The organism is Bacillus sp. CFBP9009, assembly GCF_036541465.1.
GTDB lineage: Bacteria > Bacillota > Bacilli > Bacillales > DSM-1321 > Peribacillus.
Window position 1 is genome coordinate 86,057 of record NZ_JAZHFU010000001.1, and the last position, 14,145, is coordinate 100,201.

General features: G+C 40.3%; 12 protein-coding genes, 1 tRNA gene and 1 riboswitch. Of the genes, 11 read left to right on the top strand and 2 right to left on the bottom strand.

Going from position 1 to position 14,145, the window contains the following annotated elements; genetic code table 11:
- Positions 1 to 579: 579 nt before the first annotated feature.
- A complete protein-coding gene (locus V3595_RS00530) occupies positions 580 to 1,911 on the bottom strand; it encodes an alpha/beta hydrolase family protein (RefSeq protein ID WP_485904871.1) in 1,332 nt (443 codons plus the stop codon).
- Between the two features lie 351 nt (positions 1,912 to 2,262).
- A riboswitch (M-box (ykoK) riboswitch) is annotated at positions 2,263 to 2,428 on the top strand.
- Positions 2,429 to 2,694: 266 nt separating this feature from the next.
- Between V3595_RS00530 and mgtE the strand changes: the two genes are divergently transcribed.
- The 7 genes from mgtE (at position 2,695) to V3595_RS00565 (ending at position 9,604) form a co-directional block, all read left to right on the top strand.
- Entirely contained in the window at positions 2,695 to 4,056 is a 1,362-nt protein-coding gene (gene mgtE / locus V3595_RS00535) for a magnesium transporter (protein WP_485904873.1), read from the top strand.
- A 328-nt stretch (positions 4,057 to 4,384) separates the two neighbouring features.
- Entirely contained in the window at positions 4,385 to 5,413 is a 1,029-nt protein-coding gene (locus tag V3595_RS00540; protein WP_485904875.1) for an NADP-dependent oxidoreductase, read from the top strand.
- A gap of 244 nt (positions 5,414 to 5,657) precedes the next feature.
- Positions 5,658 to 7,544: an FUSC family protein gene (locus tag V3595_RS00545; protein ID WP_485904877.1), complete on the top strand. Its 1,887-nt coding sequence runs from the start codon at positions 5,658 to 5,660 to the stop codon at positions 7,542 to 7,544.
- 231 nt (positions 7,545 to 7,775) lie between these two features.
- Positions 7,776 to 8,189 carry a YbjN domain-containing protein gene (locus V3595_RS00550; protein ID WP_485904878.1) on the top strand — a complete coding sequence of 138 codons (414 nt, stop codon included), beginning with the start codon at positions 7,776 to 7,778 and terminating at the stop codon, positions 8,187 to 8,189.
- A gap of 191 nt (positions 8,190 to 8,380) precedes the next feature.
- Positions 8,381 to 8,454, top strand: a tRNA-Gly gene (locus V3595_RS00555).
- 339 nt (positions 8,455 to 8,793) lie between these two features.
- Positions 8,794 to 8,919, top strand: coding sequence for a hypothetical protein (locus V3595_RS00560; protein ID WP_485904880.1), 126 nt, complete (start codon positions 8,794 to 8,796; stop codon positions 8,917 to 8,919).
- A gap of 487 nt (positions 8,920 to 9,406) precedes the next feature.
- Complete coding sequence (locus V3595_RS00565; protein ID WP_485904882.1) at positions 9,407 to 9,604, top strand: hypothetical protein; 198 nt, start codon at positions 9,407 to 9,409, stop codon at positions 9,602 to 9,604.
- 146 nt (positions 9,605 to 9,750) lie between these two features.
- Here the strand turns inward: V3595_RS00565 and V3595_RS00570 are convergent, their stop codons facing one another.
- Positions 9,751 to 10,419, bottom strand: a complete 669-nt coding sequence (locus tag V3595_RS00570) for a B3/B4 domain-containing protein (protein ID WP_485904883.1) — start codon at positions 10,417 to 10,419, stop codon at positions 9,751 to 9,753.
- 106 nt (positions 10,420 to 10,525) lie between these two features.
- On the opposite strand from V3595_RS00570, the gene queG reads away from it, so the two are divergent.
- The 4 genes from queG to nfsA all read left to right on the top strand — a co-directional run bounded on the left by queG (position 10,526) and on the right by nfsA (position 14,100).
- Complete coding sequence (gene queG, locus V3595_RS00575) at positions 10,526 to 11,665, top strand: tRNA epoxyqueuosine(34) reductase QueG (RefSeq protein WP_485904885.1); 1,140 nt, start codon at positions 10,526 to 10,528, stop codon at positions 11,663 to 11,665.
- Positions 11,666 to 11,865: 200 nt separating this feature from the next.
- Positions 11,866 to 12,723: an amidase domain-containing protein gene (locus V3595_RS00580; RefSeq protein WP_485904887.1), complete on the top strand. Its 858-nt coding sequence runs from the start codon at positions 11,866 to 11,868 to the stop codon at positions 12,721 to 12,723.
- 67 nt (positions 12,724 to 12,790) lie between these two features.
- Positions 12,791 to 13,279, top strand: a complete 489-nt coding sequence (trmL, locus tag V3595_RS00585; protein ID WP_485904889.1) for a tRNA (uridine(34)/cytosine(34)/5-carboxymethylaminomethyluridine(34)-2'-O)-methyltransferase TrmL — start codon at positions 12,791 to 12,793, stop codon at positions 13,277 to 13,279.
- A 71-nt stretch (positions 13,280 to 13,350) separates the two neighbouring features.
- A complete protein-coding gene (gene nfsA, locus V3595_RS00590) occupies positions 13,351 to 14,100 on the top strand; it encodes an oxygen-insensitive NADPH nitroreductase (RefSeq protein WP_485905669.1) in 750 nt (249 codons plus the stop codon).
- The last annotated feature ends 45 nt before the right edge of the window (positions 14,101 to 14,145 follow it).

The window sequence follows — 14,145 nt, forward strand, 5'->3', positions numbered from 1 at the left end:
TCTACCATTCACAACTGGTGAATCCTCATGGAATGATGGAAGGCTATTTTAAGTGGACAATATTTTCAACAGTTACCTCGAAGGAATATATTACGAGTATTTTGGGATGACAAAAACTGATTTTGGTATGTACTTTATGAAGGGTCAGTGGAATATTTACTTCACAGTTACTAGCACTTGTACCATTAATTCATATGAGGGAGCTTTTCTGGTTGCTGTTTTTTCTTACTTAATAAGCGCTTTTTTCATGCACTTTCAAAAAAGAATATTAGCTTATAGTTCAAAAGTGGGACAGAATATCTCGAAGAAAATATAAAAAAAAGGCAGAATTATTCTGCCTTTTTTTATCTAACTTTTACATAGTTATATAAAGTGCTTTTAACTCATTTAAAAAATATTCAATTCTTTAGTATCGATATTTCCTGGAAATTCTAAATGATCTTCATTTCTGTTATTAATACAAACACTTATGGGATACCCAAGGCTAAGATGATACAACTTAAAAAGATTATTCACCCTAATATTGGGGGCACGAGAATCATTTGAGAGATCTTTGCAAACCCGGGGGAGACACTACTCTTAATTGTTATTTTTACTGGTAATGTCATTTTTGTTTAAAAATTCTATGATTCCATTAATCAATCCAGTTGATAATGGTAGTTCAGGATTTGTATAGGTTGCTAAATTTCCCGCTCGATCTGCAGGGGCTTCTTTCAATACATGATTCATCTTTTCGAGTATAAGTAATTCAGAATCGCTTTTTTCCGTATGTAACGCTTTTGCGTTAGTTGCCGGCACTTGAATGTCTCTATTGCCGTTTACGATTAGAACAGGGATATTCAGTTCCTTTACTGATTCTATCGGGTTATATTGAATCCAAGAAATCATGTAAGGTTGAACAGAAGGACGGAATACACTCTGCAAATCAGCACTGACAGTCTCGACTTGTTTTCCTTGTTTTAGCTTTGCCAGTATATCTTTGGATTCCGTTAATAACTTCGGTGTCAGTTGCTCTTCAAGCTGTTTGATGAGTACTTGGTCAATAGGTTCGCCTGCACCCGCTAATGAAATGAATATGTCTGTTTCTGTATTCTTTGCGGCTTCCATTCCAATTAAAGAGCCTTCGCTATGGCCGATGATGCCGACTTTGGAAAAACGGCCATCCTTTTTGGCAAATTGAATCCAGGCAGCTGCATCATCAATATACTGTTCAAATCTCAGGTCCTCTTCTTTTCCTGCCAATTGCATATTTTCACCAATTCCGCGCTTATCATACCTAATGCTTGCGATACCTTTTTCTGCAAGACTTTCGGCTAACATTTTCAAACTATTATTTTTTCCGGGATTTGCAATGGTGTTACCATCTTTATCGGTCGGACCAGAACCCGCAATTAAAATCATCACAGGAAAAGGCCCTTCATTTTTTGGTGTTTCTAAAAGGCCTTTAATGGTTCCGTTCTTTAAGTCGGCCTGCACGATTTCACCTGATTCTTTTTCTTCAACTGCCTGATCGGATTTCTTGACCAATTCAAAGGGGAACTTTTGCCCTTTTTGAACAAATGTTCCTGAAATCCTTTTCTGATCTACTTTACCATCAAACGTTATTTGCTGATTTTGGATCTTCATATCAAAAAACAAGTCTGATTTACTTAACTTTACACTTGTTAAGGGGAATTCGTTCAACCCTTGTACAGGAATACTTATGGTTCCATCTTGCTTCGTAAAATGAACAATGATTGGAAGTGGTTGATTTGGAATCTTAATATCTCCCTCCCATCTGCCTTCAATAGCTTTCAATGAGCTCACTTCCCTTGAATTCTCTTCCACCTGTACCGCTTCCTTGGTTCTGAAACCTACCATTAATACAAAAGCACTCACGATAATACATATAATCGTCAAAAGTTTTTTCATTCGAGCAATTTCCTTTCTAAAGTAATTAGAGATAAAAGCTATTTCATGTAACGTTATTTTTTGTTTCAGTCATTCATATCCGTCTTCATTATAAGTAAGTTTTAATATCAAATTCCAATATTTTCCCTTGTGATTGCTCTTATTTTTCCATTGTACCTTTTTAAATAAGGTGGCAATTGTGGAGGAATCTTTTAAATATCGAAGTTAACAGACCGTCTTAATCGAGAGCGCCTATGTCGGTGCTGTTTTGACTTTACCTTTTTAAAGGTCGGGATATTAAGTCAAAATTAGAATTATTTGAATCAAACATTGACATCTAAAAGAAACTCTTTTAGAGTGGATGTGTAAATTAAATATCCTCGTTAGGTGAGGCTCCTGTGTAGGAGATACGCTACTGCCCAAAAATGTCGAAAGACGCCAATGGGTCAACAGAAACCATCGACATAAGGTGGTTTTTAATGTAGCTGGCTTTGTCCTATGCCACACAGTGCTAAAGCTCTACGAATGGAGGAACTGGATTTATGCTTGTATTTGTCATTCAGTCTTATACGGCTGTTTGTATTTGTCATCCAGACAATGTACGCATATATACCGTATTTAACACCTTCATTTGTAATGGAGGTGTTTTTATTTTTTTCCTGGGGGTGAGGAATTTGGATAACTATTCACGACGACATACACGTGAATGAAAACAAGATTTTGGAAGGGGAATAAATATTTTTTTTACTCTTAATATTTAAGGGAAATATTTTTTGGCTCCCCTAAAAAGGAGTGAGTGACGAAATGATAAAAGTCCTGACGGAAGATCAAATGACTTTACAAATCATAAAAGTTTTAAAAGAAGGAAAAAAGACTGAATTTCTAGCAATATTAGAAGAACTCCAACCATATGACATTGCGCGAATTTTTGAGGGGCTGCCAGAAAAACACCATACACGTTTCTTGTTGTTACTTGATTCAGAACAAATCGCTGAACTGATTCAAGAAGTTGAGAAAGTGCATCAATTAAAAATCCTTAGTAAATTAGGAATAGAGAAATCCGGTCATGTAATGGATTTAATGGATAATGATGATCTAGCTTCATTGTTAGAGGACCTATCCCCTGGAAAAATTGAAGAACTTCTTTCAGGCATGAAACAGGAAGAATCAAAAATCGTTCAAAATATCATGAATTATCCGCCTGAAACGGCAGGGCGAATAATGACAAACCGTTTTGTCTGGATCCCCCAACATTATACGGTTCGCGAATCAGTTGAAAAACTGAAAATCTTTGCGGAGTTTTCGGAAACGATCAATTATCTTTATGTAATAGATAATGATAAAAAATTAGTAGGTGTTGTCTCATATCGGGATTTAATAATAAATGATGAATCTGAAAAAATTCAAGATATTATGTATAGCCGGGTTATCTCCGTTTCTGCTTATGAAGACCAAGAAGAGGTAGCTCGTGTTATTGAGCGATATGATTTTTTAGCAATTCCAGTAGTTGAAAAAAATAATGAGTTATTAGGAATTGTAACCGTCGATGATATTATTGATGTTGTCATTAAGGAAGCGAATGAAGATATTGAGAAATTATCGGCATCCGGTAAAGCTATAGACTTTGACACGAAGGCGCACGTGGCCGCATATCGTCGGCTTCCCTGGCTTATTTTACTTTTATTTATCGGATTAGTGTCTGGAACCATTATAAGCGGTTTTGAAGAAACATTGTCCAAAGTTGTTGCACTTGCCTTCTTTATGCCGATGATCGCAGGGATGACTGGAAATACAGGTACTCAATCTTTAGCTGTTGTTGTAAGAGGCCTAATCACTACTAGTGATACGGATAAAGGAGTCGTGACCAGACTTATTATACGGGAATTGAAAGTTGGATTGATAATAGGCATTACCTGTGGAATATTGATTTCCATCATAGCTTATGTTTGGCAGGGAAATCCGGTTCTGGGATTAGTGGTTGGAAGTTCGTTGGTGATGACCCTGATTATCGGGACTTTAGCTGGTACCATTATTCCTTTGATATTATATAAATTCAACATTGATCCTGCAGTTGCTTCTGGTCCGCTAATTACAACACTGAATGATATACTCTCGTTACTTATTTACTTTGGAATTGCAACGATGTTTATTTCAAAATTGATGTAGAATATCCACGAATTAGTTCATTAAACTAGTTAATAAGAAGAAGGGGCAGTAGCCCTGCCAAGCAGACAATAAAAATAGAGTATTTCAAGCTGCGGCCTTTTCCCGGTATCCAATCGGGGAAAGGCCGTTAAATTTTTCTGGTGAGCGAACCGTTTATCGAAATGAAAAACATGGGACATAATAGGCTGTAGCAAGTTTGGGGTTTTTCAGGAAAGGCTACATAAAGAGTGTTATGGAAGCAATAGCCAATCATATTCTTTGACCTATGAACTTCATCAGTGATACGCTTCTTTTCGCAATTACGTATTCAAACCAAGGAGGAACAATGATGACACAAACTAAACAACAAATAATCACCCTGGCAAATCGTCCAAAAGGTATGCCCTCGAAAGGGGATTTCAACTTTGTTGAGAGTGAAGTTCCCACACCAAAGGATAATGAGATTTTAGTACGTACACTATATTTATCTGTCGATCCATACATGCGTGGCAGAATGCAAGATACCAAATCATATATTGCTCCATTTGAATTGAATAAGGTCATCACGGGCGGCGTTGTTGCTGAAGTTGTTGAGTCCAAATCGAATTCCTTCAAACAAGGGGATGTCGTTGTTGGGAATATCGACTGGGCAGAATACACAGTTGTCACCGAAAAGGAAATCCGCGTGATTGATCCCAAGGTGGCTCCGGTCACAACTCATTTAGGGATTCTTGGAATGACCGGCTTAACTGCTTACTTTGGTTTGCTTGATATCGGTAAACCTCAAGAAGGTGAAACGGTAGTCGTTTCAGGAGCGGCTGGAGCAGTTGGTTCAGTAGTCGGACAAATTGCTAAGATTAAAGGTGCGAAGGTTGTTGGCATCGCTGGTTCAGATGAAAAACTTGAGTATTTAACGAAAGAGCTAGGATTTGATGGAGCCGTAAACTATAAAAGTGATAGTTTTGCGACAGATTTAGCTAAGGCTGTTCCCGATGGAGTCGATGTTTATTTCGATAATGTGGGCGGCGAGGTGTCCGATGCTGTTTTCACACTTTTGAATGCGAATGCCCGAATACCATTATGCGGAGCGATTTCCTCGTATAACGCAGAAGGAAAAGATCTAGGACCGCGTCTGCAATCGGCGATGATCAAAACGAGTGCACTAATGAAAGGTTTCACAGTTGGAAATTATGCCACTAGATTCCAAGAGGGTGCTACGGATTTAGGTAAGTGGCTTCAAGAAGGAAAGCTGAAGTATGAAGAAACTATTATTGAAGGGTTCGAAAACACGCCTGATGCATTTTTAGGTTTGTTTAAAGGAACGAACCTCGGTAAACAGCTTGTAAAAGTTGCGGAACCTGAATTCGCTCAACTATAAGTTTTCTGGAAATAAAGCTGAGGAAGGTCCTTTGTTGGGATTTTTAAGCAGCTTATGACAAAAGCGGCCTTTTTTCGATTTCAATCGGGGAAAGGCCGTTTTCCTTTCAAGTTATATGATCCTTCATTACCTTTAGTGGTATCTTTTGATCCATATGAAGGATATTAATTATTAGAAGTCACTTCATCAGACATAGCCTTCACTACAGAGTTAATGGAATCTTTAATGAAAGGATAAATTGAAAATGAGTGAAAATAAGCAAAGGTCCTCTTCCGAATCTCTGAAATTGGATACGATACATACCACATTTAAACAGGCTTTTGAAATAAAAAAGAATCCATTTCCTTGGATAAAAGCACTAAGTGCAGGTATAGCTGCTGCACTACCTGTTTTCATTGGCTTATTATTCGGAAATTTATCGTACGGTTTACTTGCAGGGATAGGAGGTTTCACTTATTTATACGTTTTTAACCAACCGTATCGCCAAAGGGCTGAAAAGATTTTTTTTGTGATGGTGGGTCTTGCTTTATCTGTTGTTTTAGGGACGCTTTTGGCTCCATACCAATTGGGGACAGCCATAATGATGGGTATCATCGGGGCCAGTGGTTTTTTTATTTTTGGTGCATTAAAGATTACCGGCCCTTCGGCGGTATTCTTCGTCTTGAGCTTTGCGCTTGCGACAGGCATGCCCGTTGACCAAAGTCTGGCCCCATTGCGTGGTGGCCTCGTTTTAATGGGTGGGGCATTATCTTGGATAATCTGTATGTTAGGCTGGTTTTTCAACCCTCATGGACCAGAATCGCTTGCGGTGGAAAAGGTGTACAGAGAATTGGGGGCATTCTTTGATTCCATGGGCACCGAGACATTCAATAAAGCAAGACAGAGAACGGTATTGGCGATGAAACACGCTGAAGATACACTGTTAGCCGGGTTTTCAAGCAGGCAAAGTCGAGATGCGTTGAAGCGATTATACCTATTGAATGAACATGCCAATGCCATATTCCTGGAGGCTCTGGAAATTTCCTTGAACAAAAAAATCATGATGCCGCCAGAATTAGGTCAATCCGTTCGTGCCTTGGCCGGTTCCATTGCATCTAAAACAAAGAATAAAAAAAAGATCCTTCAACCTGAACAAATGACTGATGAGGTGGAAGAGTTATTCATGAGAATTTATAATGCAGATGCCATCATGAATGAACCAGTCCAGAAAATCGATCAAGCAGCAACCATCTCCAAGCCTTCTTTAAAAACCATCTTTCTTGGGGCTTTCGATAAGAATTCAATTGTTTTCCTCTCCTCCTTTCGATATGGAACAATCCTTACCATTGCGGCCATCATCGCCTATTCCGCCGATTTTAACCGTTCGTACTGGATTCCCTTATCCTGTGCGGCGGTTATGTCGGATCCGACCATCATCGCCACATTCCATCGGGCGGTCCAAAGGACTTTCGGGACGGTCATCGGTCTCCTGATAGCAAGTTTAATTCTAGCAGCCGTTCATAACGAGTTCATCATCGTTCTGATCATTTTATCTTTGACATTCATTACAGAGCTTTTCATCGTTCGAAATTATGGATTGGCGGCGATGTTTTTTACCCCTTCAGCATTGATCATGGCGGAATATTCTTCTCAAAGCTATGATTTCGGTTTTTTTGCGACTGTAAGGATAACCGATATCGTCGTTGGAAGCTTGATAGGTCTAATTGGGTCGCTGGTACTCGGAAGTCGTTCGGCATCCAGTCTTCTCAATCATTTAATAGCCAAAACGATTCGTAGCCAGGGGCAGTTATTATTGATGGCGTACTCTGAAAAAGATAATGACCTTGCAATTGATGAAAGCAGCGAAAGGAACAAAATGCAAACAAATATGGTGAATCTATTAACCGTCTACAATGCATCCCTTGGTGAGATATTCAAAAACAAGGCTAGATTGGAATCTCTTTGGCCTGTTATATTTTCGATAGAACAGTTGGGGTATTATCTAAATGCCAGCTTAAAATCCTCTAAACGGCCAGTTCTTTCAGAGCGGGAGCTTGCTCAGTTGCTGTATGTTTTCGAAACCATGGCGATAGCGGCCGATAAAAGTCGATCACTTACGAATAAAGAAGTGCCTGAAATTGAAGGATACTAAAAAATCCGCCAGGAAATTTTGGACCTACAAGATGCGCTTCAGTTTTGCGGAGAAGCAACTGGCTAATCAATCTTGATACTATTATAGGAGTTCATATTTGACTCCCTTTCTTTTTAATGAGTGATTTCTTCGCCCTTGTTAATAGGATGAAATTGGAAGAGTTATAGAAAAGTCTGTAAAAATGCCAGTTTTCATTATAAAATGTAATTACAAAGAGAAAGGTGATGAACCATGTCAAACGTTGCTAAATTTCGTGATTTTTTAACTAGAGAGAAAATCTATATGAATGAGTTGAATGAAGATGGCACCACCTTTTTTAGGGCTGAGCAAAAGTTAAAGGACGGGTGGAAGGTCCTTTTAGTATTTGCTTTCAATCAAGATGAAAATGTGGCGGACTTATTTTGCTTTAATGTCGCCGAGTTGAAGAATCCTGAAAAGAAACAGGATGTACATACACTGTTGAATGAATATAATGCTAATTTTAGGTATTCTAAGCTGTATGAGGAAAATGGGACCATTTCCATTCGGTATTCATACTCCATTGAGGGGGATATCGTACCGGATCTGGCGTTCAGGAAGTTAATCATGCTGCTTGAAACGGCACAGCAGGTTTATCCGCGGTTAATGGAAGTCATTTGGTCTTAAATCATCATATATGGATGAAAAAGTTCTCTGAATCAGGGGACTTTTTAACGTTTTTACTAGAGTGAATGAATATATTAACGTTACAATACGCTAATTATTAATTTTTTTTAAAAGAACTATTGCATTTTTTCACATTAAACTATATAATTAATTTTGTTGATTGGTAATTCGACAAACTTCTACAAGAATATGCGGGTGTAGTTTAGTGGTAAAACCTCAGCCTTCCAAGCTGATGATGAGGGTTCGATTCCCTTCACCCGCTCCAATACATACTCATAACGTAGGGTTTCGTTACCTGGAGAACGAAGCTTTGCGTTTTAATATTATTACAAGAATTCTACTGTTTACAGTGGGATTTTTTTATTGTCCTAATTACCTGCATTTTATCGAAGCGGTAATACAGTATGGTATGCCCGAAAACCGAGTTTTTATTTTTTATTATCCTCCATCCTGGAGAGTGGGGATTTCGATTCAGCACAAACTTAGTCAATGTGATTAACTACGTTAGTAGAATCAGTTTGACTAAGTTTGTGCTTTTTTTTCCAATCTGGCAAGTTGTGTAGTCGAAGTCTGTTTAGCGACTGTTAATGGGGAAGAGCAAGACGTGCCAGGCTATGTAACCATTGTTATGGTTGCAGTTTGGCGACAAAAAGGGATTGGGAGTCCGAATAGTGAGGTGAAGGTTGAAACAAAAGTGCTCCGGCTGAAATCAGCTGAAACGTTTTATTAGAAAAAAATTGTAGGCAATCTCGCTCTTTATGTTTTTTTACTGTAATCCTTAATGAATGGAAGAAATTTTGCGACACTCCTGCTGAATAACTGGCTAGCCGAGACCCCACAGGCGCTTGAGCCGAGGAGGGTTGGCAGACAGTCCGCGGAAGGGGAGCGGATTTCTGAAATCAACTGGAATGTAATTTTAAGAAAAAACTGTAGACTGGCTCATCCAAACCAGGTTTAAGACTAGGTTATCCTTGATGTTTTTTTACTGTAATCCTTAATGGGAAGAAGAAATTTGCGACACTCCCGCCGAATAACCGGCTAGCCGAGGCCCCACAGGCGCTTGCGCCGAGGAGGCTTGGCAGACAGTCGGCGGAAAGGGAGCGGATTTCTGAAATCAACTGGAGTGTTATTTAAGAAAAAACCGTAGGTTGGACTCATCCCGAACCAAGTTTAAGACTAGGTGATCCTTGATGTTTTTTTACTGTAATCCTTAATGGATGGAAGAAATTTGCGACACTCCTGCCGAATACTGGCTTGCCGAGACCCCACAGGCGCTTGCGCCGAGGAAGCTTGGCAGACAGTCGGCGGAAAGGGAGCGGATTTTTGGAATCAACTGGAATGTGATTTTAAGAAAAACTGTAGGCTGGACTCCATCCGAACCAAGTTTAAGACTAGGTGATCCTTTATACTCTTAAATTCCAGGAATCATTTTATCGCCTTTTTATGGGATGGAATGATCGATTGAATAAAAGGATACTAGCGCACTGGTTTTATTAATTGGAAAAATCCTAAAAAGACCCCTTCCGATTGTGGAAAGGGTTTAATTCCGTTCAATTTTTAATTATCCTTCTACAATCGAGTAAGTCCCTTCACCACCATGGATTTCAAGGAACATTTCCATCAGGGATTTCGTCAGCTGATCTGCTTCCGTGATTGGAGTATCGGGTTGTAAATAAATGATTTGGAGGGCTTTTTTCGTATCTTCGGTGACTTTCGTGCGTTCTGAATCAACGTAAGGACTTCCAAATGCGCCCACATGATCGGCAGATGTAATCATATTCTCCATGGAATTCAAGCGGCCGTTCAAACCTTCATAACCATCTGACGCCTCGCCGATCTTAATCGAGATGTCCCCTGATAATTTTTCCGCATCATAAATGCCGATCGGGACTTCATATAACAGCGAGAAGAAGTTATTTAAATCGATGGCTGAATGGATGGGTGTCAAGTAATTCTGTTTTTTTACTCGACGGTAAAGGGCTTCCACGGAGGGGCGGTACCGTGACGGATTTGTTCCAGTAGCCTTGAAAATCTCCCGCCACACTTTAATGCCGGAAAAGTCGGTCAATTCCTTTTCTTCAAGGTCGAAGAAAAGAGCTTCCTGAAATAGTTGAAGTCTTCCTTTCACCATTTGCGGGGAGGGACCTACTTCGATGTTTTCATATGTAATGATCCCAACTTTGAATTGAGGGATTTTACTGCTAAGATTAGCTGATACGTTAATTTCCAACCGTTTCACCTCCAAAAATGATTGCAATTAGTTTATCATAGATAGCAATGGTTTGAAAAAGATTCAAGCTTTCAATGGGAATACTGAATGAACGTAGGTGATTAATATGGATATGAACACATTCAAGCAAGAAGTGATTTTATATAGTAAGGAAATCGGCATCGATAAAATCGGCTTTACATCGGCCACGGCCTTTACCGAATTGAAAGGTCGGTTGATACGTCAACAGGAGCTGGATTATCAGTCAGGGTTTGAAGAAGCCGATATAGAAAAAAGGGTAAGGCCTGAATTGATATTCGATAAACCGCAATCCATCATTTCGATTGCGCTTGCTTATCCTTCGAAATTGAAGGATGCTCCGCAAAGTACAAGAAGTGAGCGCCGGGGAATCTTTTGCCGGGCGTCTTGGGGAACGGATTATCATACCGTTCTTCGTAATAAATTGCAGTTACTTGAGGATTTCATTAAAGATAAAGTGCCAGGGGCAATGATGAAGTCCATGGTTGATACGGGCGAATTATCAGATAGGGCAGTGGCTGAGCGTGCAGGTATTGGCTGGAGTGCAAAAAACAGTATGATCATCACCCCGGAATTCGGATCTTATGTATACTTGGGGGACATGATAACCAACCTGCCATTTGAACCGGATCAACCGATGGAAGATCAATGCGGGACATGCAATAAATGTGTCGATGTTTGCCCGACTGGAGCGCTCGTTCAGGGCGGGCAGCTAAATTCCAAGCGTTGCATTGCGTTCTTAACGCAGACAAAAGGTTTCCTTCCGGATGAGTTCAGGACGAAAATAGGCAATCGTTTGTATGGGTGTGATACATGCCAGACCGTTTGTCCGAAAAACAAAGGAATGGATTTTCATTTTCATGAAGAGATGGAACCCGACCCGGAGCTGGCGAAACCGCTGTTAAAACCCCTGCTTACGATTTCAAATCGGGACTTCAAAGAGACATACGGCCATGTATCTGGCTCTTGGCGCGGTAAAAAACCAATCCAACGAAATGCCATTTTAGCATTGGCCCACTTCAAAGATGAAACGGCATTGCCTCAATTGATACAGGTCATGAAGGATGATCCACGACCCGTCATCAGGGGGACGGCGGCCTGGGCAGTTGGGAAAATTGGCCGGGAGCAGGCTGTTTCCGCTTTGGAAGAAGCACGAATGAAGGAAACGGATGAAGAGGTATTGGCGGAAATTGAGAAAGGACTGCAGTTTACCTTGGAAACAAAATAATATTTAAAATGCAGCCGCTCGGTAAATATTAACGGGGCGGCTTTTTTTGGCTTAAATTATTCCGTTACCTTCAAGGAAACCTTTTTAAAAGTATCATTATATTTATAAAGTTGAAAACTCCCACATTTTATGAAATTGTGTTTTTGTCCATGCCCTCATACATACACATTAGCATAGATGGTAAGAAGGAGGGCATGAACTTGAGGGAACAATTGCAACACCTTTTACAAGAAAGAGTGGAGTTTTATACTTCCGATGATCTGGAACGGGGTGAAAGGAAGTTACATTTGAAGAAGGAAATGATGAGGAACCGTGCTGCGGAAATTGTTCGGGTGAATGCGGCAGGCAAGGTACATTCGAAGAGAAAGGAAGATAATGATACAGTTCTGACATATCATGTGCACCTGCAATATTTATTGAAACAGGAGAATTCATTTTATATAGAAGAAGAAATGGAAGATAGGGAGGCACGGTTTCGAAATGGGTATATAGTGGATGAACGTGAGCTGTTTCCCAGCTTTGAAACCGAAGAGGCACCGCCAAAATGTGATCCAGGCGCAGATCGTCTCGCATATAAGTATGATCGAATGAAGGCCGTCCAATATGCCGAGCGTTGGTGGAACGAATTCAATCCCGCTTATTATAAATTCACTGATGATTGTACGAATTACATTTCACAATGTTTACATGCGGGAGGAATACCGATGTGGGGGGCGCCAAACAAAAGTAAGGGCTGGTGGATAAGAGGGAAAAGCTGGAGTTATACATGGACGACGGCCCATTCTTTATACCATCTGCTTAAAGCCGGGAATGCAATCAGGACAAAGCAGGTCGAGTCGGCCAAGGAATTGAATTTGGGTGATATCCTCTGCATAGATTTCGAAGGGGACGGACGGTTTGATCATAACTTGATCGTAACGGCGAAGGATCAGGACGGGATGCCGCTAGTGAATGCACATACGATGAACAGCCGTCACCGGTATTGGACATATGAGGATTCAACCAGATACACACCGAACATCGTTTATAAATTCTTTGTGATTTTGGATGGAGGGTGATTGGTTTTTAGTCTTTTTTGTTTAATGCTATAATTAAGGTGAAGTTCAAACTAGAGGTGAAAATGAAGTGTCAATACATGTAGTTTTATATCAACCACAGATTCCAGCAAATACAGGAAATATCGCAAGAACGTGTGCAGGGACGGATACGTCTTTACATCTCATTCGCCCGCTCGGTTTCTCGACGGATGACAAACAGCTCAAACGGGCCGGGCTCGATTACTGGGAGAATGTAAAGATCCATTATTATGATTCGTTAGAAGAGTTTTATGAAAGAAATGCCGGCGGTGAATTTTATTACTTGACGAAATTCGGAGAGCAGCCACATTCCAGCTTCGATTACAGTGATCAAGACAGTGAGATATACTTCATTTTTGGCCGTGAAACGACTGGTCTCCCGAAAGAGGTAATCCAAGAAAATATGGATCGGTGCCTGCGGATTCCAATGACGGATAAAGTACGTTCACTTAATCTGTCGAACACGGCTGCCATCTTGGTTTATGAAGCACTTAGACAGCAAAATTACCGTGAATTGGATTTAAAAACAAAAGGTTGAGTTTCATCAATACTGTCATCGGGGGTATTTCAGCCCCGATGATGGATACATATTCTTTAGGGGTGGGAGCATTGAATAACATTATTGAGAAGATTTTAGATCACCGTTCCATACGTTCTTTTGAGGACAAGCTGTTGTCTGAGGAGCAAATCAATACGATTGTTGAATGTGCCCAAGCTGCATCGACTTCAAGTTATATTCAAGCGTATTCAATCATAGGGGTAACCGATCCGGAAAAGAAAGCCAAGCTTGCTGAACTTGCCGGACCACAAACATATGTAGAGAAGAATGGACATCTATTCGTCTTTTGCGCCGATTTATATCGTCAGGATATGGTTTCCGAAATGGAAAACACTGACCTGTCCGAATCAATTGAAAGTACGGAGAAATTCATGGTTGCCTGTATTGACGCTGCTCTTGCGGCTCAAAATGCGGCATTGGCAGCAGAATCGATGGATCTTGGCATTTGCTATATAGGCGGGATCCGCAATAATCTCCCAGAAGTGTCAGCGATATTGAATATACCGCATCGCGTTATACCATTATTCGCTCTAGTGGTCGGATATCCGAAAAACCGATCGGATAAAAAGCCGCGTTTGCCGCTGTCCAATATCTATCATGAAAATGGATATCAGGAGGATAAGCAAGAGTTCATCGGACAACTTGAAGAGTATAATGAAACGATTTCCAGTTATTACGAGCGTCGGACTGAAGGTAAACGAAAAGACACCTGGACCGAGCAAATGGCTGGAATGCTTGGAAAGAAAAGCAGGTTGTACATGAAAGATTATGTTGAGAAGCAAGGATTTAAGAAACATTGATTGATGAAAATGGCTTATTGCCCTTCCCATAAGGGACATCTTCCA

Excerpts from the sequence above, each read along its gene's own strand:
- queG (WP_485904885.1), top strand. The coding sequence starts at position 10,526 with ATGGATATGAACACATTCAAGCAAGAAGTGATTTTATATAGTAAGGAA.
- V3595_RS00530 (WP_485904871.1), bottom strand. The coding sequence starts at position 1,911 with ATGAAAAAACTTTTGACGATTATATGTATTATCGTGAGTGCTTTTGTA.
- V3595_RS00540 (WP_485904875.1), top strand. The coding sequence starts at position 4,385 with ATGACACAAACTAAACAACAAATAATCACCCTGGCAAATCGTCCAAAA.
- V3595_RS00565 (WP_485904882.1), top strand. The coding sequence starts at position 9,407 with ATGGAAGAAATTTGCGACACTCCTGCCGAATACTGGCTTGCCGAGACC.
- V3595_RS00545 (WP_485904877.1), top strand. The coding sequence starts at position 5,658 with ATGAGTGAAAATAAGCAAAGGTCCTCTTCCGAATCTCTGAAATTGGAT.
- V3595_RS00550 (WP_485904878.1), top strand. The coding sequence starts at position 7,776 with ATGTCAAACGTTGCTAAATTTCGTGATTTTTTAACTAGAGAGAAAATC.
- mgtE (WP_485904873.1), top strand. The coding sequence starts at position 2,695 with ATGATAAAAGTCCTGACGGAAGATCAAATGACTTTACAAATCATAAAA.